This window comes from Achromobacter sp. 1014246743, from assembly GCF_059760725.1.
In genome coordinates, this window is sequence record NZ_JCBANA010000059.1 from 25,858 (window position 1) to 44,883 (window position 19,026).

The 19,026-nt window shown below is 68.8% G+C and carries 18 protein-coding genes; 8 read left to right on the forward strand and 10 right to left on the reverse strand.

The window, feature by feature from the left end:
• Positions 1 to 172 precede the first annotated feature (172 nt).
• Complete coding sequence (locus AC6LJ2_RS22250; protein ID WP_263910050.1) at positions 173 to 2,020, reverse strand: methyl-accepting chemotaxis protein; 1,848 nt, start codon at positions 2,018 to 2,020, stop codon at positions 173 to 175.
• A 181-nt stretch (positions 2,021 to 2,201) separates the two neighbouring features.
• Here AC6LJ2_RS22250 and AC6LJ2_RS22255 point away from each other — a divergent pair, with 181 nt between their 5' ends.
• The 4 genes from AC6LJ2_RS22255 to AC6LJ2_RS22270 all read left to right on the forward strand — a co-directional run bounded on the left by AC6LJ2_RS22255 (position 2,202) and on the right by AC6LJ2_RS22270 (position 4,707).
• Complete coding sequence (locus AC6LJ2_RS22255) at positions 2,202 to 3,257, forward strand: GGDEF domain-containing protein (protein WP_263910048.1); 1,056 nt, start codon at positions 2,202 to 2,204, stop codon at positions 3,255 to 3,257.
• A gap of 113 nt (positions 3,258 to 3,370) precedes the next feature.
• Positions 3,371 to 3,685, forward strand: a complete 315-nt coding sequence (locus AC6LJ2_RS22260; protein ID WP_263910046.1) for an ArsR/SmtB family transcription factor — start codon at positions 3,371 to 3,373, stop codon at positions 3,683 to 3,685.
• Entirely contained in the window at positions 3,682 to 4,038 is a 357-nt protein-coding gene (locus tag AC6LJ2_RS22265) for an SRPBCC family protein (RefSeq protein WP_263910044.1), read from the forward strand. The genes AC6LJ2_RS22260 and AC6LJ2_RS22265 overlap by 4 nt, the downstream gene beginning before the upstream one ends.
• 63 nt (positions 4,039 to 4,101) lie before the next feature.
• Positions 4,102 to 4,707, forward strand: coding sequence for an ATP-dependent Clp protease proteolytic subunit (locus tag AC6LJ2_RS22270; RefSeq protein WP_175191252.1), 606 nt, complete (start codon positions 4,102 to 4,104; stop codon positions 4,705 to 4,707).
• Between the two features lie 45 nt (positions 4,708 to 4,752).
• Here the strand turns inward: AC6LJ2_RS22270 and AC6LJ2_RS22275 are convergent, their stop codons facing one another.
• Entirely contained in the window at positions 4,753 to 5,991 is a 1,239-nt protein-coding gene (locus tag AC6LJ2_RS22275; protein ID WP_263910041.1) for an MFS transporter, read from the reverse strand.
• Between the two features lie 235 nt (positions 5,992 to 6,226).
• Between AC6LJ2_RS22275 and AC6LJ2_RS22280 the strand changes: the two genes are divergently transcribed.
• Positions 6,227 to 6,736: a DUF1993 domain-containing protein gene (locus AC6LJ2_RS22280; protein ID WP_263910039.1), complete on the forward strand. Its 510-nt coding sequence runs from the start codon at positions 6,227 to 6,229 to the stop codon at positions 6,734 to 6,736.
• A gap of 134 nt (positions 6,737 to 6,870) precedes the next feature.
• On the opposite strand, the gene AC6LJ2_RS22285 is transcribed toward AC6LJ2_RS22280, so the two are convergent.
• Positions 6,871 to 7,878: a Bug family tripartite tricarboxylate transporter substrate binding protein gene (locus tag AC6LJ2_RS22285; RefSeq protein ID WP_263910037.1), complete on the reverse strand. Its 1,008-nt coding sequence runs from the start codon at positions 7,876 to 7,878 to the stop codon at positions 6,871 to 6,873.
• A gap of 136 nt (positions 7,879 to 8,014) precedes the next feature.
• Complete coding sequence (locus tag AC6LJ2_RS22290) at positions 8,015 to 8,950, reverse strand: 4-hydroxy-tetrahydrodipicolinate synthase family protein (RefSeq protein ID WP_175191257.1); 936 nt, start codon at positions 8,948 to 8,950, stop codon at positions 8,015 to 8,017.
• Between the two features lie 231 nt (positions 8,951 to 9,181).
• Here AC6LJ2_RS22290 and AC6LJ2_RS22295 point away from each other — a divergent pair, with 231 nt between their 5' ends.
• Entirely contained in the window at positions 9,182 to 11,506 is a 2,325-nt protein-coding gene (locus tag AC6LJ2_RS22295) for a molybdopterin-dependent oxidoreductase (RefSeq protein ID WP_498152199.1), read from the forward strand.
• 38 nt (positions 11,507 to 11,544) lie between these two features.
• Here AC6LJ2_RS22295 and AC6LJ2_RS22300 read toward each other — a convergent pair whose 3' ends face one another.
• The 4 genes from AC6LJ2_RS22300 to AC6LJ2_RS22315 form a co-directional block, all read right to left on the reverse strand.
• Positions 11,545 to 12,420, reverse strand: coding sequence for an alpha/beta fold hydrolase (locus tag AC6LJ2_RS22300; protein WP_263910032.1), 876 nt, complete (start codon positions 12,418 to 12,420; stop codon positions 11,545 to 11,547).
• Positions 12,417 to 12,866, reverse strand: coding sequence for an acetyltransferase (locus AC6LJ2_RS22305; protein ID WP_498152200.1), 450 nt, complete (start codon positions 12,864 to 12,866; stop codon positions 12,417 to 12,419). Before AC6LJ2_RS22305 ends, AC6LJ2_RS22300 begins: the two co-directional genes overlap by 4 nt.
• A 68-nt stretch (positions 12,867 to 12,934) precedes the next feature.
• The gene (locus tag AC6LJ2_RS22310) at positions 12,935 to 13,810 is read right to left on the reverse strand and encodes an NAD(P)-dependent oxidoreductase (RefSeq protein WP_498152201.1); all 876 of its coding nucleotides are present in this window, start codon (positions 13,808 to 13,810) and stop codon (positions 12,935 to 12,937) included.
• Between the two features lie 57 nt (positions 13,811 to 13,867).
• The gene (locus AC6LJ2_RS22315) at positions 13,868 to 14,536 is read right to left on the reverse strand and encodes an ArsR/SmtB family transcription factor (RefSeq protein WP_445657423.1); all 669 of its coding nucleotides are present in this window, start codon (positions 14,534 to 14,536) and stop codon (positions 13,868 to 13,870) included.
• A gap of 97 nt (positions 14,537 to 14,633) precedes the next feature.
• Between AC6LJ2_RS22315 and AC6LJ2_RS22320 the strand changes: the two genes are divergently transcribed.
• Complete coding sequence (locus AC6LJ2_RS22320; RefSeq protein ID WP_263910025.1) at positions 14,634 to 16,058, forward strand: MFS transporter; 1,425 nt, start codon at positions 14,634 to 14,636, stop codon at positions 16,056 to 16,058.
• A gap of 116 nt (positions 16,059 to 16,174) precedes the next feature.
• On the forward strand, positions 16,175 to 16,960 hold the full coding sequence (locus AC6LJ2_RS22325) for a hypothetical protein (RefSeq protein WP_498152202.1): 786 nt from the start codon (positions 16,175 to 16,177) through the stop codon (positions 16,958 to 16,960).
• Positions 16,961 to 17,063: 103 nt separating this feature from the next.
• Here AC6LJ2_RS22325 and AC6LJ2_RS22330 read toward each other — a convergent pair whose 3' ends face one another.
• Positions 17,064 to 17,825: a class II aldolase/adducin family protein gene (locus AC6LJ2_RS22330; protein WP_025139155.1), complete on the reverse strand. Its 762-nt coding sequence runs from the start codon at positions 17,823 to 17,825 to the stop codon at positions 17,064 to 17,066.
• 61 nt (positions 17,826 to 17,886) lie between these two features.
• Positions 17,887 to 19,026 (reverse strand): aminotransferase-like domain-containing protein (locus AC6LJ2_RS22335; RefSeq protein ID WP_498152203.1); only part of this gene is annotated, 1,140 nt, incomplete at its 5' end.

Consider the following 19,026-nt stretch of genomic DNA (forward strand, 5'->3'; position numbering starts at 1 on the left):
CCTGCCACGCCCGCAACCAGTCGAAGCAAGGCGAAGAGGGTCTGACGTCGGCGGAGCATGGGCATCCCTTTTTAGGACGAAAAGAAGGACAAAAGCGGCAAACGAAAAAAATCCCGCCTGATTGCGGCGGGACTATCGTAGCGCGGACAGGCCGTCCCGTGACGGCGCGCCGTCAGGCGTGCGCCAGGGCCAGGCGCGGTTGCCCCGCCGCTTGCGCATCGTCGCGCAGCTTGAACAGCGCCACGGTGCCGGCCAGGGCGCGCGCCTGGTCGCTCAGCATGGCCGATGCGGCCGCCGACTCTTCCACCAGCGCCGCGTTCTGCTGCGTCGCCTGGTCCATGTCCGACACCGCGCGATCGATCTGGCTGATGCCCACGCTCTGTTCCGCCATGGCGCCGTGGATCTCGGCGACCAGGCGCTGCACGCGCGAAATGCCATCGACGATCTCGCCCATGGTCACCCCGGCCGCCTGCACCCGCTCGGTGCCGCTCTTGACGTTCTGCACCGAGTTCTGGATCAAGCCCCGAATCTCCTGCGCCGATGCCGCGCTGCGCTGCGCCAGCGTGCGCACTTCGCCCGCCACCACCGCGAAGCCGCGGCCCTGCTCGCCCGCGCGGGCCGCTTCCACGGCGGCGTTGAGCGCCAGGATGTTGGTCTGGAAGGCAATGCCGTCGATCACGCTGATGATCTCGGTGATGCGTTCGGACGACTGCGAGATCGCGCTCATCGTGGTGACGGCGTCCGTCACCACCTGGCCGCCGCGCTCGGCGGCCGAGCTGGCTTCGGTGGCCAGGCGCGTCGCCTGTTCCGCGGTCTCTTCGGTCTGGCGCACGCTGGAGGTCAGCTGCGTCAGCGCCGACGAGGTTTCCTGCAAGGATCCGGCCGACGTTTCCGTGCGCTGCGACAGGTCGCGATTGCCCATTTCGATTTCGCTGGTGGCGGCCGTCATGGAATGCACGCCGGTGCGCACGTCCAGCATGACGTGGCTGATCTTGTCGACAAATGCGTTGAACGACGCCGAGATCTGCGCCACCTCGTCATGGCCCACCACCGCCAGCCGGTGCGTCATGTCGCCGTCACCCGAGCCGATGGTGTCCATGGCGTCGCGCACTGCCGACAGGCGCTTGAACGCGCGCGACGTCACCACGCTGGCCAGCAGCACCGCCACCAGCGTCAGCACCACCACCGAAATCAAGGTGGCGTTGAGCACCTGCGTCAGCCCGGCCGTGGCTTCGGCGCGGTCCAGCGCGATCACCAGGAACCAGTCGGTGCCCGGAATGGCGCGCGCCTTGAGCAGCTTGGGCACGCCGGCCAGCGACACCGCCACGGGCGTGGCGCCGTCGCGCGCCATCGTGGCCAGGACAGCGGGCGTCAGCTCGGCGGCCACGTCGGTGGACGGCTTCAAGGCCAGCTTGTCGTCCACGTGCGAGATCACCTGGCCGTCAGTGGCCAGCACGAACGCGAGACTGGACGGCGTGGGCCGGATGGCCTTGATGATGGCCTGGATGCCGTCCAGCGGCACGGCCCCGCTCAGGGCGCCGACGGTCTGGCCGCTACGCACCATGGGCGTGGTGAAGGCCACGTAGAGCTTGCCCGTGCCCGAATCGCCATAGGGCTTGGTCACGGTCAATTTGCCCGCGGCCACCGCGCTCTTGTACCAGGGGCGTGCCGTGGGGTCGTAGTCGGCGGCCGTCTGCGTGGTCGACAGATAGCTTTTGTCGGACCAGCCGACGGTGGTGATGGGAAAGCCATTGGTCTCGCCCATCAGCTTGGCCAGGCCGCGCGGGTCGCCCTTTTCGATCACGGCGGCGGTGGCGGTGACGGCCTGGGCCTTGTCGGCCGACCAGCGTTCGATGGCGCTGGCATTGCCGGCGGCGATGGCGTCCAGGTCGGCCGAGATGGTCGCCATCATGTTGTCGCGCACGATCTGGTACGTGACGATGCCCGAGAGCACCAGCGCGCCGATGACGGTGACACAGGTAATCAACAGGATCCTGTTGCGCAACGAGGTGATTTTCATGCTTGCCTTCTGACTGCAACTGCCCATGCCGGAGGGCACGGGTATCCAGGTACGCGGCCTTTGCGGCCACGTCACCCTGACTTACGGCAGTGCAACATGGGACTTTAGGGCCAAGGCATAATGGTGCGACCGTCGGCCGCAGGCCGGCGGCGAAATGCCAGCGTTTTCCAGGGAGCTTTCGTTGGACCCCATTCTTGCCGAATTGTCGGCGTCGCTGCAGGCGGCCAAATCGGTCGAGCAGTTGACGCGCCCCTTGTTGGACATGCTGGGCACCGTGACGGGCCTGGAATCCACCTACCTCACATCGATCGACCCCGACGCCGACCGGCAGCACGTCCGTTACGCACGCAATGTCGGCCGATTGCAGATTCCCGAAGGCCTGTCGGTGCCGTGGTCCGACACGCTGTGCAAGCGCGCGCTGGACGAAGGCCGCATGGCCACCAGCGACGTCGCCACCTGCTGGCCCGATTCCGACGCGGCGCGGCAACTGGGCATCCAGACCTACGTCAGCGCGCCCATCCGCACCGACGACGGCCTGCTGCTGGGCACGCTCTGCGGCGCCAGCGCCCGCCAGCAGCCCGTGGCGCCGCAGGCCGAATCCATCCTGCGGCTGTTTTCCAGCGTGATCGCCAATTTCATCGAACGCGAACAACTGGTGGCGGAACTGCGCCAGGCCAACGCGCAGCTGATGGCCTATGCCTTGACCGACCCGCTGACCGGCCTGCCGAACCGCCGGGCGCTCTACGAAGAGCTGGACCGCCTGCGCAGCCGCGCGCTGCGCGAAGGCGGCAGCGTGCTGGTGGGCGTGGTCGACCTGGATGGCTTCAAGGGCATCAACGACACCTACGGTCACCAGCAGGGCGACGTTTTCCTGCAGGAAATCGCGCGGCGACTGGCCATGGCGGTGCGCACCTCCGACATGGTCGGGCGACTGGGCGGCGACGAGTTCGTACTGATCGGCCCCGGGCCCGCGCTGGCGCGCGGCGATGCCGCCCCGGGCCAGGACGCCGAACGCGGCGACGCCCAGGAAGCCGCCCGCTCGCTCGAAGACCGGGCCACCGCGGCCACGGTCGGGCGCTACCCGTTGGGCGACACCGCGCTGCCGTACGAAGGCGCCAGCGTCGGCGTGGTGGCGCTGGACCCGCGCGGCCTGGCCGCCGAAGAAGCCGTACGGCTGGCGGATGCGCGCATGTATGAGATCAAGCGGGCGCGCAAGGCGGCGCGCACGATCCACTGACATCGGGGCCGGTCCGGGCCGTCGGCCGAGGCCCGGCCGGCCGGCCGGCCGGCGGGCACCGCCCCATCCTGCCGGGGCTTGCACAACACATAAGTATTTGCTAATGTGTTGCCATGCTGGAAAACGACATCTTCAAGGCCCTGGCCGACCCGACCCGCCGCGCGATCTTCGACAAGCTCGCCGCAGGCAGCATGAACGCCAGCGCGCTGCGCGACGGCATGGCCGTCAGCCAGCCCGCCGTCTCGCAGCACCTGGCGGTATTGCGTCAGGCGGGGCTGGTGCGCGAACAGCGCCAGGGACGCTTCGTCAACTACGAAGTCGACCCGGACGGCCTGGCCTTGATCGCCGGTTGGCTGGCCAAGTACCGCGCCTACTGGCCGGCACGGGTCGACGCCCTGAAGGCCCTGCTCAAGGACATGGACCAATGAACGCCACGGACCCCGACCCGGACACGACGCTGGTGCTGGACTACACCCTGGACGCCCCGCCCGAGAAAGTCTGGCGCGCCCTCAGCATCCCGGCGCTGCGCGACCAATGGCTGCCCGGCACCGAGCTGGCCGACGCCGAACCGCTGGCCGCCACGCCCGGGGTCGAGGTCCGTTACCGCCTGCGCGATACGTTGCCGCCCTGCCTGGAAAGCGTGGTGACCTTCCAGCTGCACCCCACCGCCGACGGCGGCACCCGCCTCACCATCATCCACACACCGGACGACGCCCGGCTGGCGCGGCCCGTGCCGCAGGCCGCCAACGGCCCCTGGCAGGCGTTCAAGCTGGCCGCCTGACGCCACCGTTTCTTCGTTTTTCAATGCGCGGCCGTTCTGCGGCCGCCTGACAGGAGCTCGCCCATGCGCGACACGATGCAGCTCGTCCCGATGGTCGTGGAACAGTCCGGCCGCGGCGAAAGATCCTTCGATATCTACTCGCGCCTGCTTCGCGAACGCATCATCTTTCTGTCCGGCGAGGTCAACGACGCCGTGTCGGCCCTGGTGTGCGCGCAGTTGCTGTTCCTGGAAGCCGAAAACCCCGGCAAGCCGATCCACCTGTACATCAACTCGCCCGGCGGCGTCATCACCAGCGGGCTGGCCATGTACGACACCATGCAGTTCATCAAGTCGCCGGTGCACACGCTGTGCATGGGCACCGCGCGGTCGATGGGCTCGTTCCTGCTGATGGCCGGCGAACCCGGCCACCGCGCCGCGCTGGCCAACGCCAGCCTGCACGTGCACCAGCCGCTGGGCGGCTTCCAGGGGCAGGCGTCCGACATGCTGATCCACGCCGAGGAAATGCAGCGCACCAAGCAGCGCATCATCCGGCTGTACGCCGAACACTGCGGGCGCAGCTACGAAGACGTCGAACGCAGCCTGGACCGCGACCGCTACCTGAGCGCCGAAGAAGCGGTGCAATGGGGCCTGATCGACCGCGTGATGGACCCGCGCACGATGGGGAATTGATGAGGGCGCCCGGCAGGCCGCCAGGCTCGCCGCACGGACGTCGCGCTAGGCCTGGGCCAACGGCCGCTGGTGCCGCGCACGCAGCACGGCGTTGACGGCAGCCCCCACGGCCAGCAGCGCCGCGGTTCCCAGGAACACGGCCGGCATGCCGAAATGGCCGCCGATGAAGCCGCCCAGCAAGGGGCCCGCCACCTGGCCCACGTACTGCGCCGAAATCGACAGGCCCAGCACATTGCCGCCCACGCCGTCGGGCACGTTGTGGCGGATGACGCTGGTCACGCAAGGCAGCAGTCCGCCCAGCGCCAGGCCCATCAGGAAGCGCAGCGCCACCAGTTGCCAGCCCGCGGTCACGAAGGCCTGCGGAATCAAGAGCAACGCGGCCACGGCCAGCGCGCCCACGATCACCGTCCAGTGGCCCACGCGGTCGGCCAGCCGGCCCAGCCGCGAGGCCGACAGGATGGCGCCCAGCGCCGCCGCCGACATCACCACGCCCGACACCAGCGTGACGCGGGCCGGGTCAGCCACCAGCTCGCCCACATAGACGGTGATGATGGGCTCGATAGACATGGTGGCGAACATCAGCAGCATGCCGGTGGCCAGCATGGCGACCACCGGACGCTTGTCGGGAATCTGCGCCCAGCCGCCTTTTTTCGGGCCATCGGCACGGGCCTTGGGCGGCCGCGGCATTTCCTTGATGAGGAACACGGTGGCCAGAAACGCCAGGAAGATCACGCCGCCGGCCAGGAGGAACGTGGCGCGGATGCCGATCAAGGGCGGCAGCGCGCCCCCGATCAGCGGCCCCACCAGGTTGCCCGCCATGATGCCCGCCGACAGCACGCCCAGGGCCCAGCCCGACCGGGCCTTGGGCGCCTGCATCGCCACCAGGATGGTCGAGCCCGACGCATACCCGCCCGCAAAACCCACCAGCAGCCGCAGCAGCACCAGTTGCCACACCGACTGCACCATGCCCGTCAACGACATGCAGATCGCCATGCCCAGCGAGGCGCGCACCAGCATCAACTTGCGGCCGTAGCGGTCGCCCAGCCGGCCCCACAGCGGCGCCACCAGCGCGGCCGCGAAAAACGTCGCGCCATACGCCACGCCCGACCACTGCACGATGGCGGCATGGCCCACCGCGCCCAGCTCTTCCACGTACAGCGGCAGGAACGGCAGCAGCAGCGTCATCGCCACGATGGTGCTGAACGAACCGGCGAAACAGACCGCCAGATTGCGCCGCCAGTGGACGTTTTCGTCCGGCGCGGCGCTGGCCGTGGGGGAAGTCATGGAAGGAATCCTCGTGGGTTGTCGCGGCGAAAGGCCCGCGCGCCTGCCGGATTGTTGCCAGCCGGGCCCACGGCAACAAGGCCAGCCCCGATACCGGTATTGCGGCTACCCCCCAGCGGCAACTCCGCCTGCCGGCGGCCGACGGCTGCCGCCGCCCCCCGGCTGTCACAGGAATGCTGTTAGTCTTGCAGCGCCGCGCGGCATTTTCCGCGCCCCTTCTTTCAGCGAGTCCACCATGACCAGCCCCCTGTACCAGGCTTCCGTGCCCGTCCTCACGCAAATGCTCACCGCCCTGTCCGGCGTGCTGCAAAAGGCCGAGGCCCACGTCGTCGCCAAGAACATCGACCCCAACGCGCTGCTGCAGGCACGCCTGTTCCCCGACATGTTCCCGCTGGTGCGCCAGGTGCAGATCGCCTGCGACTTCGCCAAGGGTATTTCGTCGCGGCTGGCCGGCGCCGACGTGCCGTCCTGGCCCGACACCGAAACCACGTTTGCCGAGCTGCAAGCCCTGATCGCCAAGGCCCTGGCCCACGTCGGCTCGTTCCAGCCGGACCAGTTCGCCCAGAGCGAAGGCCGCGAAATCGTGCTGCGCCCGGGCACGCCCAAGGAAAAGAAGCTGAGCGCCAGCGCCTACCTGCTGCACTATGGCCTGCCGCAGTTCTTCTTCCACGTCACCACCGCCTACGACCTGCTGCGCCACAACGGCGTGGAAATCGGCAAGCGCGACTACATGGGCGCGTACTGATCCGCAGCGCGGATCAGGGGCTCAAGCGGCCGGCGCCTCACCCGCCCGGCCCAGCCTGCTGATCAGGATCACGGGGTGACCGGGCGGCAGGCATGCCCGGTCACGCCAGCGTCGCCAGTCGGCCCGCGCCTGGACTATTCCGTGATCTGGATCTTGGCCTGGTCGATGATGACCTGGTAGCGCTTCATCTCGGCATCGATGAACTTGGCAAACGCCGCCGAGTCCTTCACCGACGGCTCGAAGCCCAGGCCGTTCAGCTGTTCGACGATCTTGGGGCTGGCCATCACCTTGGCCGACACCGATTCCAGCTTGCGCAGGATCGGCTGCGGCAGGTTGGCCGGGCCCCAGACGCCGTACCAGGAATAGAACTCGAAGTTCTTCTGGCCCTGTTCCTTCATGGTGGGCACGTTGGGCAGCAACGGGCTGCGCTCGGCCCCGGTCAGCGCCACGGCGCGCAGCTTGCCCGCGCGCACCATCGGCAAGGACGACAGCATCGGGTCGATCAGCCCCTGCACCTGGCCGCCCACCATGTCCGACAGGGCAGGGCCGCCGCCGCGATACAGCACGATGGGAATCTGGTCCAGGCCGTTGTCGTACAGGAACGAGGCCGCGGCCAGGTGGCCGGCCGAGCCGAAGCCGGTGGTGGCAAACGAATACTTCTGCGGGTCCGCCTTCAGGACCTTGACCAGCTCTTGCACATTGTTGGCCGGCACCTTGGGGTTGACGCTGAAGATCAACGCGCCCTGGGCCAATTCGCTGATCGGCGTGAAGTCCTTGACCGAGTCGAACTTGATGGTCTTCTTGTACAGCAGCGGGTTGATCGCGTGGATCGACGCGTTCAGGTACAGCGTGTAGCCGTCGGGCGCCGCCCGCGCCACGTAGGCCGCGCCGATCATGCCCGAAGCGCCGGCGCGGTTTTCCACCACCACGGACTGACCCAGCTCTTTGCCCAGCTGCTCGGCGTACAGCCGTGCCACGCCGTCGACGGAGCCGCCGGGCGGGTGCGGCACCACCAGCGTGATGGGGCGCTGCGGATAGGCGTCTTCGGCCAGCGCGGCGGCGCCGGACAGCGCCCCCACCGCCAGCAGGGCGACGCTGAACAGCCGCTTGAGCGGCGTGGGGCGGGACAGGAATCTGGACATGATGGTCTCTCTAGGCGATGGCGCAGTCATTTCGAGCGCGCAGCAGTGGTCCACGCCACCGGACGCGATGCGCGCGTCCGCCATGCCGTGGATCGTCAGGATGGGTCCGGCGGCCTCACGCCGCCGGACGGGGAAATCAGGCCGCCTTGAGCTGCGCGGAGCTGAAGCCGTACTTGGTGTCCAGCCCCAGTTCGCGCACGATGCGCAGGCCCTTGGCGAGGGCCTCGCCCTCCAGGCCGCGCAACGGACGGCGCAGGTCGCCCACCGGCAGGCCCACCGCCTTCATCAGCGACTTGATGGCCACCGGATTGATGGCGGAGTACGAGTAGTGCAGCATCGGCAACAGGCCCAGATAGCCTTCGCGGAAGCTGACCGACACGTCGGGCGTGTCCCACGGACGCGAGATGTCGGCCATTTCAGCCGGCGCGATGTTGCCGGTCATGTTGGCGGTGCCGTGGCCGCCCAGGCTCATGGTGGGCACCACCAGCCCCAGGTTGGGCGAATCGCAGCACATCACCGACACGTCGGGACGGCCGCGCAGCACCTGCGCCACCTGGCCCACGCGCGTGGTCGATTCCTTGTGCACCACGTAGTTCGGGTGCTTGAAGATGCGCAGCAGCTGGTCCCAGTGCAGGTCGCTCTTGACCCGCGGGGGGTTGTTGTAGATGCCCAGCGGCAGGTCTGTGGCGTCGGCCACTTCCAGGAAATAGGCTTCGGTATCGGCTTCGGACGCGCAGATGTAGGCGGGTGCGGCCAGGATCGCGCCGTCGGCGCCGTTGGCCTGCGCGAACTTCAGGTATTCGATGGTGCTGTCGGTGTTGTTGCCGGTGCAGCCGTAGAACAGCTTCATCTTGCCGCTCTTCATCTTGGCCGTCTCGACGATGACCTGGCGGCGCTCTTCCGGGGACAGCAGCGACACTTCGCCGGTGGAGCCCATGATGAGCACCGCGGCGGTGCCGTTGTCCTCCTGGAACTTCAGCAGGCTGCGAAAGGCGCTGAAATCGACGCTGCCGTCGCGATTGAACGGCGTCACGATAGCGACGAAGGACCCCTGGATTTTCATTTTGCTCATGAACCACTCCACATGCGGAAGGACTGCTCGACTAAAAAGCCAGGGGTGCACCTGATCGGCGCTACCACCTGACCATTCCCCTTGTTGCTTACGCAGTATAGGAAGAGCGGCCCCGAAAATTTTTCTATTTTCCACACTTTAAGCGGGTCCGAAAGACAAAGAATTTCTAAGGCAATGCGTTTAAGTTATGAGGATTTCCATAACAATACGTTTTTGACCGCCCCGCCCCTCATGCCCGAAGCGACTTCCCGTCATCCGTCCCTGTCTCATTGGGGCGCCTACACCGCGCTGGTTCGCGATGGCCGCGTGGTGGGCTGCGAGCCCTTCGCCCATGACCAGGCCCCGTCCCCACTTATCCACACGATGCCCGATATGGTGCATTCGCCGCTGCGCATCGCGCGGCCCAGCGTGCGCGCCAGCTGGCTGAAACATCGCGGCGCGCCCGAACTGCGCGGCGTGGACGGCTATGTCGAAGTCGATTGGGATACGGCGCTGGATCTGGTGCACGGCGAGCTGCAACGGGTGCGCGCGCAACATGGCCCCACCGCGATCTTCGGCGGCTCGTACGGCTGGTCGTCGGCCGGGCGGCTGCACCATGCGCGCACGCTGACGCACCGCTTTCTGTACGCCGGCGGCGGCTGCGTCGACCAGTCGGGCAACTACAGCTGGGGCGCGGCCCAATTCCTGCTGCCGCACATCATCGGCACCTACGCGCCGGTGACCGGCCGCATCACCGACTGGAACAGCGTCGTCAAGCACACGCGGCTGTTGATCGCGTTTGGCGGCATCCCCTTGCGCAACACCCAGATCGCCTCCGGCGGCGCCGGCGACCACAGCGCCCCGGGCTGGCTGGCCCAGGCCCGCCAGGCCGGCATCCGCAGCGTGGTCATCAGCCCTACCCGTGGCGACTCACCGGATGCGCTGGCCGCCGAATGGATACCCATCCGGCCCAATACCGACGCCGCGATGATGCTGGGCATGGCCCACACGCTGCTGGCCGAAGGCCGCCACGACCATGCGTTCGTGGCCCAGTACTGCAACGGCTTCGAGGCCTATGCCGACTACGTGCTGGGCCGCCGCGACGGCCAGCCCAAATCGGCGGCCTGGGCCGAAGCCATCTGCGGCGTGCCTGCCGCCACCATCCGCGAACTGGCGCTGGCCGCGGCCGGCTGCCGCACGCTGCTGTCGTTGTCGTGGTCGTTGCAGCGCGGCCATCGCGGCGAACAACCCTATTGGGGCAGCGTGGCGCTGGCCGCCTTGCTGGGCCAGATCGGCCTGCCCGGCGGCGGCTTCGCCTTCGGCCACGGGTCCATGAACGGCGCCGGCAATCCGCGCCCCGACCTGCCCGCCCCTGAAATGCGCGCCGGCCGCAACCCGGCCGCCACCTCCATTCCGGTGGCGCGCCTGACCGACATGCTGCTTACGCCGGGCGAGTCCTATGAATTCAACGGCAAGACCGGCGTCTATCCCGACATCCGGCTGGTCTACTGGGCGGGCGGCAATCCGTTCCACCACCACCAGGACCTGAACCGCCTGGCGCAGGCCTGGACGCGGCCCGAGACCATCATCGTGCACGAGCCCTGGTGGACGCCCACCGCGCGCCGCGCCGACATCGTGCTGCCCGCCACCACCACGCTTGAACGCAACGACATCGGCGGCTCGTCGCGCGACCGCTACATCCTGGCCATGCGCCAGGCGGTGGCGCCGGTGGGCCACAGCCGCAACGACTTCGACATCTACCGCGAACTGGCCGCGCGCGGCGGCTTCGAACAGGCCTACACCGAAGGCCGCGACGAAATGGCCTGGATCCGCCACATCTACGAACAGATGCGGCCAGCCTGGGAAGCCGCGCAACTGACGCTGCCCGCGTTCGACGAATTCTGGGACCGCGGCCACATCGCGCTGCCGCCCCCGGCGCGCGACTTCGTGCTGTTCGAACCGTTCCGCCAGGACCCCGCCGCGCATCCGCTCAAGACCCGCTCGGGCAAGCTGGAGCTGTACAGCGAGGCCATCGCCGAATTCGGCTACGACGACTGCCCGCCCCACCCCGCCTGGCTGCCGCCGGTGGAATGGCTGGGCGCCGAGCGCGCCGCGCGCTGGCCGCTGCATCTGGTGACCTGCCAGCCCGCCGACCGGCTGCACTCGCAGCTGGACCCCGCGCCCGCCACCCGCCAGAACAAGGTAGCCGGACGCGAAGCGGTGCTGCTGCATCCCGATGATGCCGCCGAACGCGGCATCGCGCAGGGCGACGTGGTGCGCATTTTCAACGACCGCGGCGCCTGCCTGGGCGGCGCGCAGCTCAGCGGCGATCTATTGCGCGGCGTGGTCGTGATGCCCACCGGGGCGTGGTTCGATCCGCAAGACGCAGCGCTGGAACGCCACGGCAATCCCAACGTGCTGACGGTGGACGTGGGTACGTCACGGCTGGCGCAAGGGCCCAGCGCGCTGTCGGCGCTGGTGCAGGTGGAACGCTGGCAAGGCGCCGCGCCTGCGGTGCAGGCGTTTGAACCCCCGGCGCTGGAAACGCTGACGGACGGCGACGCGGCCGCGCGCTAGCGGCCGGCACGCAGCCGCCTCGCGCCGCGCGGCCCGCGTCATGCCGCAGCCGCAGTGTCCGTCGAGGTGCCTCGCAGAAAAGCGAGCACGCGTTCGTTCTGGCCGCGCACGAAGTGGCGTTCTTGCGGCAGCAGCGTCACGTTGGCCTGCGGCACCAGGCGCTGCAGGCGGTCGCGGGTGCCCTGCGAGTCCAGCATGACGTCGCGCCCCCCGACCACCACGAGCAGCGGCGGCGCCAGTTGGCGCAAGGCCTCGTCGCTGAACACCGGAATCTTGCCGAAGCGGGACCGAAAACCCTGATCGATGGCGCGCATCAAGTCGAACTGGGCGCGATCGGCGGGCGCCGGATCGGCCGGCAGCACGCCGATGATGCGGCGGCGTATCAGCGCACGCCCCGCCGGCCCCAGCAACAACAGCGGCAGGACCCAGGGCAGGATGTTCTTCTGCCGGCCAATGCCCGACGGGCACAGCAACGCCAGGCGTTCCACCCGGGCCGGGCGGCGCACCGCGAAGTCCAGCGCCATCCAGGCGCCCAACGAAATGCCGCAGAACGCGGCGCGCGCGATGCCCAGCCCGTCCAGCACGGCCTGCAACCAGGCGGCATGCGCGTCGCCGTCAAGCGGCAGGCGTGCGGGCGCACTCAGCCCCGCCTCACCGATCAGGTCGATGGCGTAGAGGCGGAAATGCGGCGCCCAGGCCTCGGCCTGCCGTTGCCAGCTGGCTGCGGTGCTTTGGGCGCCGTGCAGCAACACCAGCGGCGGCGCATCTTCGCGGCCGCACACCAGCACGTGCGTATCGCCGACGGGCGTGGACACCGTCTGGCGCACCCACCCTTGCGGCCAGTGGGCGAGCGCGGCGTCGTAAGCCGCGCGCACGGCTTGCGCGTGGCGCTCGGACTTGTAGACCGGATTCATGCCGACACGTTGCCGCGATAGCGCAGATGGATCAGCGGATACGGCCGCCCCTGGCTGTCCTGGCCGGACCGGCCGATGCGTTCGAAACCCAGCCGTTCGTAAAAGCCCACGGCCTGGCCGTTCTGCTCGTTCACGTCCGTCGCCAATTCCGGATGGCGCCGCAGCGCGTCCTGTACCAGCAGCCGGCCGACGCCCGCGCCGCGGTGGTCCGGGTCCACGAACAGGGCTTCCATGCGGTCGCCGTCCAGCAGCATGAAGGCGACGGGGCGATCAGCCTCGTCCACGGCCAGATCGAGCGTGGCGGCGGGCAAAAAGCCCACGACTTCGGCGTCGATGGCAAGGCGGTCTTCGGGGGTCAGGAAGTGATGGGTGGCATCGACGGCGCGGCGCCAGATGTCGACGACGGCGGCGCCATCGGCGGGCGTGGATAGTCTAAGCGTGAACATGATTCAAGAAAGGCGGTGTCAATGGGAAGAAGGCGGCAAGATACACGCTTGCCGGCCGGCGCCGCGGCTCAACCCGCGGCGGTGCGTTGTTCGATGGCGCGGATCACCGCCACCATGTCGGAAGTACCCAGGCCCAGCGCCTCGGTTTCGCCATACAGCGCATGGCTGGCGTCCAGCAGCGGCGAGGCGATGCCGATGCTGCGCGCCGCCTCGGCCACCAGGCGGCTGTTCTTGAGCACATCGGTAATGGCGGCCTGCACCGAGTAGTCCTGCGCGACCAGCTTGCCCAGTTTCACGCGGGACACGTCGCTGGCCATCGGCCCGGCGTTCAGCACGTCGGCAAACAGCGCCAGGTCGATGCCCTGGCGTTCGGCGAAATGCACGGATTCGGTCAGGCCGGTGACCATGGTGATCAAAAACAGGTTCACGGCCAGCTTCATGGCCAGCGCCGACGGCACGGCGCCGCAGACGAAACTGTCGCGGCATAGCGGCTGCACCAGCGTGCGGATCGCGGCCACGTCGTCGGGTTCGCCGGCCAGCATCACCACCAGTTGGCCCGCTTCGGCGGGCTTGCGCGAGCCGGACACCGGCGCCTCGACATATCGGCCGCCGGCCGCCCGGATGTCCGCGCCCAGCTGGCGCGAGACGTCCGTCGACGTGGTACCCATGTTGACGATCAGGTGCCCTTGCACCCGCGTGGCAAAGTCTGGCGTGCCACGGCCCAGCGTGGCGTCGATGGCGGCGTCGTTGGCCAGCATCAGGATGACCGTGCCGCATTGCGCGTAGACCTCATCGATCGTGTCGGCAATATGGGCGCCCGCCGCGCGCAAGGCGTCGAAGCTGCCGCCCGAGCGGCTCCAGGCCACCAGCGGCGTGCCGGCGCGGGCCAGGTTCAGCGCCATGGGCGTCCCCATGACGCCCAGGCCGATGAATCCGATAGTCATGCGTGTCTCCTGCGTGTTTCTGGTGAGCAAAATGAGTGCGCTGAAAGCGGGCCTGCCTCAATGCGGCGCGGACTCGACCCGCAGGCCGGCCGCCTTCCAGGCGGGAAAGCCATCGCCCAGCCGCTGCGCCTGGAAGCCACGGGCGCGCAGCAGCGCCACCGCCCGCATCGACAGCACGCAGTAGCGGCCGCCGCAATAGGCCACGATGGCCTGGTCGCGCGGCAGCTGCGCCAGGTGGGCCTCCAGCGCTTCGGTGGGCAGGTTGACCGCCCCCGGAATGTGGCCGGCGGCGTAATCGTCGGGCGAACGCACGTCCAGCAGCAGCGCGCCGTCGTCCAGCTTGGCAACCAGCGCTTCGATGGACACGGCTTCGAGCTGCTCGGGGCGGTTCACGCTGTCGGACGCCACGCGCTGCATCTCCTGGCGCTGGTGGGCCAGGTAATCCTGCAGGGCCGACAGCACTTCGGACACGGGCCCCGCGCCGCCGCGGTACAGCACGTGCTTGCCGTCGCGCCGCGACTGGATGAAGCCGGCGCGCTTGAGCTGCTGCAAGTGTTGCGAGGCGTTGGTGATCGACAGGCCGGACAACAACGCCAGTTGCTCGACCGTGCTTTCTCGTTGCAGCACGGCCTGCAGCAGGGCCAGGCGATGAGGATGCCCCAGCGTCTTGGCGGCATCGGCCAACTCGTCGAGCGAGTCGGCGGGATCGGCCAGGGGCAAGGGCATAGACGGGGACGGCGGCAAGGTCTTCATTGACGGGAACATAGCATCTTCCTATCATTCCATCATTTGTTGGATTGATAATTTAAAAGGAGACAGGTCCATGTCATCGAGCCCGAGCCTGACAGCGGCGGAACCGGCGTCCGCGTCCTGGGGCGACCTGCTGCGCGGCCGCAATGGCCTGCGTTCGATCGCCCTGGCCGGCGGCGTGGCACTGCACGCGGTGAATATCTACGTGGTCACCACCATCCTGCCCACGATCATCCAGGAGATCGGCGGCCTGACGTATTACGCCTGGAACACCACCCTGTTCGTGGCCGCGTCCATCGTCGGGTCGGCGCTGTCGGCCAAGCTGATCGAGCAGTTGGGGCCACGCCTGGCGTACCTGGTGGCGCTGGCGGTGTTCTCGATCGGTGCGGTGGCCTGCGCGATGGCGCCGTCGATGCCGGTGCTGCTGTTGGGGCGCACCGTGCAGGGCCTGGGCGGCGGCGTGCTCTTTGCACTGAGCTACGCGCTGATCCGCGTGGTGTTCGACGCCCGGCTGTGGCCGCGCGCCATGGCGCTGGTGTCGGGCATGTGGGGCGTGGCCACGCTGGGCGGCCCCGCCATCGGCGGCGTGTTCGCGCAAAGCGGCCACTGGCGGCCGGCGTTCTGGGTACTGGTGCCGGTGGCGCTGCTGCTGGCGCTGATCGTGGCCAGCCAGTTTCGCGGCAAGGCCGCGGCCGACGCGCCGCCCGGCCGGGTGCCGTGGCTGACCATCGCATTGCTGGTGCTGTCGGTGCTGGCAATTTCCGCCGCCAGCCTGTCGCAGCGGCTGCTCTGGAATGCCGCCGGCATCGCGGCCGGCGTGGCCATCGCCGCCCTGATCGTGCGCATCGACAGGCAGGCCCGCGCCCGGCTGCTGCCCACCGGCGCCTACTCGTTGCGCACACCGCTGGGCGTGCTGTATGCCGTGATGAGCCTGCTGGTGGCGGCGCTGACCACCGAGATCTTCGTGCCGTATTTCCTGCAGGTGGTGCACCAGCAGACGCCGCTGGCCGCGGGCTACATGACCGCGATGATGGCCGGCGGCTGGACGGTGGCGTCGGTGTACAGCGCCGGCCGCAGCGCCCTGCAAGCGCATCGGCTGATCCGGATCAGTCCGTGGGTGGTCTTTGCCGCGATCGCGGCACTGGCCGCGACCATGCCGGTGACGGCCTGGAATCCGGCGTGGTTCGGCACGGTCATCTACTGCGTGGCGCTGACCGCGGTGGGCTTTGGCATCGGGCTGGCCTGGCCTCACCTGCTGACCCGCGTGTTCTCGGCCGCCGCCCCCGGAGAGGAAAACCTGGCGTCGTCCTCGATCACGACCGTGCAGCTGTATGCCACCGCATTGACCGCCGCGCTGGCGGGCGTGGTGGCCAACGCGGGCGGCCTGACCGAGCCCGGCGGCGTGGAAGGCGCCCGGACGGCGGCACTGGCCTTGTTCGGCGTGTTCGCCCTGGCGCCCGCACTGGCGGCCGTGCTGTCGGCGCGCTTGGCGAGATAGGGCCAGCGTGCCAGGCAGGCCGCGCAGGATTCGAAGCGTTTTAAACAATTGGTGACGCCTTATCCGGCAAATCGGGTAACAATGCGCCCGCGCCCATCCGCCACAAAGGAATCACCATGAATAAAGCGTTTGCGTTGCTGATCGCCGGCCTGATGCCCCTGGCCGCCGTCGCGGCACAGCCGGACGTCGAACCCCTGACGCTGAACCCGCAGAACAAGCTGTACTGCAACGCCCAGACCGATTGGTGCGTCGGCATCAAGACGGACGGCACGATGCAGGACAACGGCCCGTTTGCCACCAGCCGCACCCTGCGCGCCGAATGGCCGTTCTGGGACCTGCCCGACATCCCGAATTTCTCGCACTTCACCGTCTGGCCGCACCTGATCCGCCTGGACGAAGAACGCGCGCTGGTCGGCGTGATCGGCCCGACCGAGCCGGACTACAAGGAAGAAATCCAGTTCTCCGGCGGCAGCTTCGCACGCAAGGACCTGTACCTGTTCATGGTCAACCTGGGCGATAACGTGTCCGGCCTGGTGCAGGTGATGCCCTACACCGCCAACGCCCGCATCCGGGCCTGCTTCAATGACGCGGACCAGACCCGGCGCGATGGCAACTGCGTCGATACGTACCGCTTCCAGGCGGCCCTGAAGGCGCTGCCCGGCGGCAAGTATCCCGACCTGCAGGTCACCACCCATGCCACGCGCACGCCGGCCGGGGCCAGCCGCTATGCGGACTCGAGCAAGCTGCCGGCGCCCACCGAGGCCCAGAAGGCGCCGCAGACCGACAAGCAGTGCAGCTACACGGTGACCTACAAGTGGCACGAAGACACGTCGGTCTACCGGCCCGCGACGCCGGTGCCGGACTGCGCCGAGTTCCTGCAAGCGCAGCCGAAGAAGCAGTAGGCCGGTCAGGCGGCGGGCCGGGGCGCGCGGACGGTATCGCGCACCGGCAGGCTGCCGACGCGTTGCGCAGCGGTGGCGGTCCGGCCGCGCCAGGCAACCCGCGTCAGTCGGCGTAGCCCGGGTTGCGCCGGTCCAGCCGGCGCAACAGGCCGGGCCAGGCCAGCGCTGCCTTGTGTGCGCGATCGGCCGGGGACTCGACGGCGGCGCGCGCCAGGATCTCGGGCGGGATGTAGGTGAGTTCGCCGCCCGCCTGGGCCCGCACCTGCACCATGCAGGCGGCTTCCAGCCGGTGCATGGCCTGGAAGGCCTCGGCCATGGTCTGGCCCACCGTCAGCAAACCATGGTTGCGCAGGATCAGGTAGTTGTTGCTGCCCAGGTCGCGCACCAGCCGCGGCTGCTCTTCGGGGTTGAGCGCCAGGCCTTCGTAGTCGTGATAGCTGAGCGAGCGCAGCGCAATGAATGCAAACTGCGACAGCGGCAACAGGCCGCCCTTCTGCGCCGACACCGCCACGCCGTTGATCGAATGCGTGTGCAGCACGCACATGGCATCCTTGCGGGCCGCGTGGATACAGCTGTGGATGGTGAAGCCGGCCGGGTTGATGTCGTATTCCGAGTCCATCACCTTGCGGCCGTCCAGGTCGATCTTGACCAGGCTGGACGCGGTGATTTCGTCGAACATCATGCCGTACGGGTTGATCAGGAAGTGCTCGGTGCCCGGCACCTTGGCCGTGATGTGCGTGAAGATCAGGTCGTCCCAGCCAAACAGCGCCACCAGCCGGTACAGCGCCGCGAGATCCTTGCGGACCTGCCATTCCGTTTCGCCGACCTGTTCGCGCACGCTGGCGCCCTTGCCTACCGTATCCATGCTGTCTCCCGTTATGGTGTTCTGCCCACGGCATCCGCGCCGCGGGGTGCCTGGCACTGTACTACTGCGCCGCGCCGCGCAAAATGGCCGCCAGCGCCTGCGCCAGGGCCTCGCAGCGCGCGAGCGTGCCCTGCGCGATGCCGAACACCAGCCCCGGCACCGGCGCCGCGAGGCAAAACTCGGAAAATGTCCGGGCGCCGTAGCCGCGTTCGGCCAGCGCCCGCACCACGCGGTGATCGTCCACGCCGTGGTCACGCAGCCGCGCCGCCAGCTTCAATCCGCCGCCGCCATCGGCTACATCCAGCCAATCGCCGCAGTGCTGCGTCAGCGCGCGCACCAGGTTGTGCATGCGTTCGGCGTACACGCCGCGCATGCGGCGGATGTGGCTGCGGAAATGGCCATCGTTCAGGAAGTCGGCCAACCCGGCCTGGATATGGATCGGCACGTCGCCCTGGCGCAAGGCCATGTCGGCATGGCAGGCGGCCACCAATTCCGGCGGCAAGATGGCATAGGCCACGCGCAGCCCCGGCGCCAGCGTCTTGGAAAACGTGCCGACGTAGGCCACGCGCTGGCCTGTGTCGATGCCTTGCAGCGCGGCGATGGGCCGGGCGTCGTAGCGAAATTCGCTGTCGTAGTCGTCTTCGATGATGAAGGCGCCGTGCCGCTGCGCGGCGTCCAGCAGCGCCAGCCGCCGCGGCAGGCTCATCGTGACGCCGGTGGGGCACTGGTGCGAAGGCGTCACGTAGATCAGGCGCGGGGCGCCACCCGCCACGCGCGACGGATCGATGCCATCGGCGTCGCACGGCACCGGCACAAGCTGCGCGCCCGCCCGCAGCAGCAAGGCCCGCGCGCGGGGCCAGCCGGGGTCTTCGATCCAGGCCGTGTCGGCCCGCGGCGCCAAGGTCACGCGGGCCAGGGTATCGATGGCGGCAGCCGCCGACGGAAACACCGCCACCTGATCCGCTTGCGCCACCACGCCGCGCGCGGTGCCGGCGTGCGCCAGGATGGCGGCCCGCAGCGCTGGCAGGCCGGCCACCGGCCCATAGCCCAGGTCATGGACGCGCAACGACTTGATCCGGCCGGCCACGCAGCGCGCCCACGCCGCCGCCGGAAAACTCTTCAGGTCCGGCACGCCGGGCTGAAACGGCAGGGTGCGCGAGGCAACCGCCGCGGGGGGCTGCCGCGATGCGTCCGGCGTCGC

Coding starts and splice junctions, on each gene's coding strand:
- AC6LJ2_RS22250 (WP_263910050.1), bottom strand. CDS start 2,020: ATGAAAATCACCTCGTTGCGCAACAGGATCCTGTTGATTACCTGTGTC.
- AC6LJ2_RS22260 (WP_263910046.1), top strand. CDS start 3,371: ATGCTGGAAAACGACATCTTCAAGGCCCTGGCCGACCCGACCCGCCGC.
- AC6LJ2_RS22265 (WP_263910044.1), top strand. CDS start 3,682: ATGAACGCCACGGACCCCGACCCGGACACGACGCTGGTGCTGGACTAC.
- AC6LJ2_RS22270 (WP_175191252.1), top strand. CDS start 4,102: ATGCGCGACACGATGCAGCTCGTCCCGATGGTCGTGGAACAGTCCGGC.
- AC6LJ2_RS22275 (WP_263910041.1), bottom strand. CDS start 5,991: ATGACTTCCCCCACGGCCAGCGCCGCGCCGGACGAAAACGTCCACTGG.
- AC6LJ2_RS22280 (WP_263910039.1), top strand. CDS start 6,227: ATGACCAGCCCCCTGTACCAGGCTTCCGTGCCCGTCCTCACGCAAATG.
- AC6LJ2_RS22285 (WP_263910037.1), bottom strand. CDS start 7,878: ATGTCCAGATTCCTGTCCCGCCCCACGCCGCTCAAGCGGCTGTTCAGC.
- AC6LJ2_RS22290 (WP_175191257.1), bottom strand. CDS start 8,950: ATGAGCAAAATGAAAATCCAGGGGTCCTTCGTCGCTATCGTGACGCCG.
- AC6LJ2_RS22295 (WP_498152199.1), top strand. CDS start 9,182: ATGCCCGAAGCGACTTCCCGTCATCCGTCCCTGTCTCATTGGGGCGCC.
- AC6LJ2_RS22300 (WP_263910032.1), bottom strand. CDS start 12,420: ATGAATCCGGTCTACAAGTCCGAGCGCCACGCGCAAGCCGTGCGCGCG.
- AC6LJ2_RS22305 (WP_498152200.1), bottom strand. CDS start 12,866: ATGTTCACGCTTAGACTATCCACGCCCGCCGATGGCGCCGCCGTCGTC.
- AC6LJ2_RS22310 (WP_498152201.1), bottom strand. CDS start 13,810: ATGACTATCGGATTCATCGGCCTGGGCGTCATGGGGACGCCCATGGCG.
- AC6LJ2_RS22315 (WP_445657423.1), bottom strand. CDS start 14,536: ATGCCCTTGCCCCTGGCCGATCCCGCCGACTCGCTCGACGAGTTGGCC.
- AC6LJ2_RS22320 (WP_263910025.1), top strand. CDS start 14,634: ATGTCATCGAGCCCGAGCCTGACAGCGGCGGAACCGGCGTCCGCGTCC.
- AC6LJ2_RS22325 (WP_498152202.1), top strand. CDS start 16,175: ATGAATAAAGCGTTTGCGTTGCTGATCGCCGGCCTGATGCCCCTGGCC.
- AC6LJ2_RS22330 (WP_025139155.1), bottom strand. CDS start 17,825: ATGGATACGGTAGGCAAGGGCGCCAGCGTGCGCGAACAGGTCGGCGAA.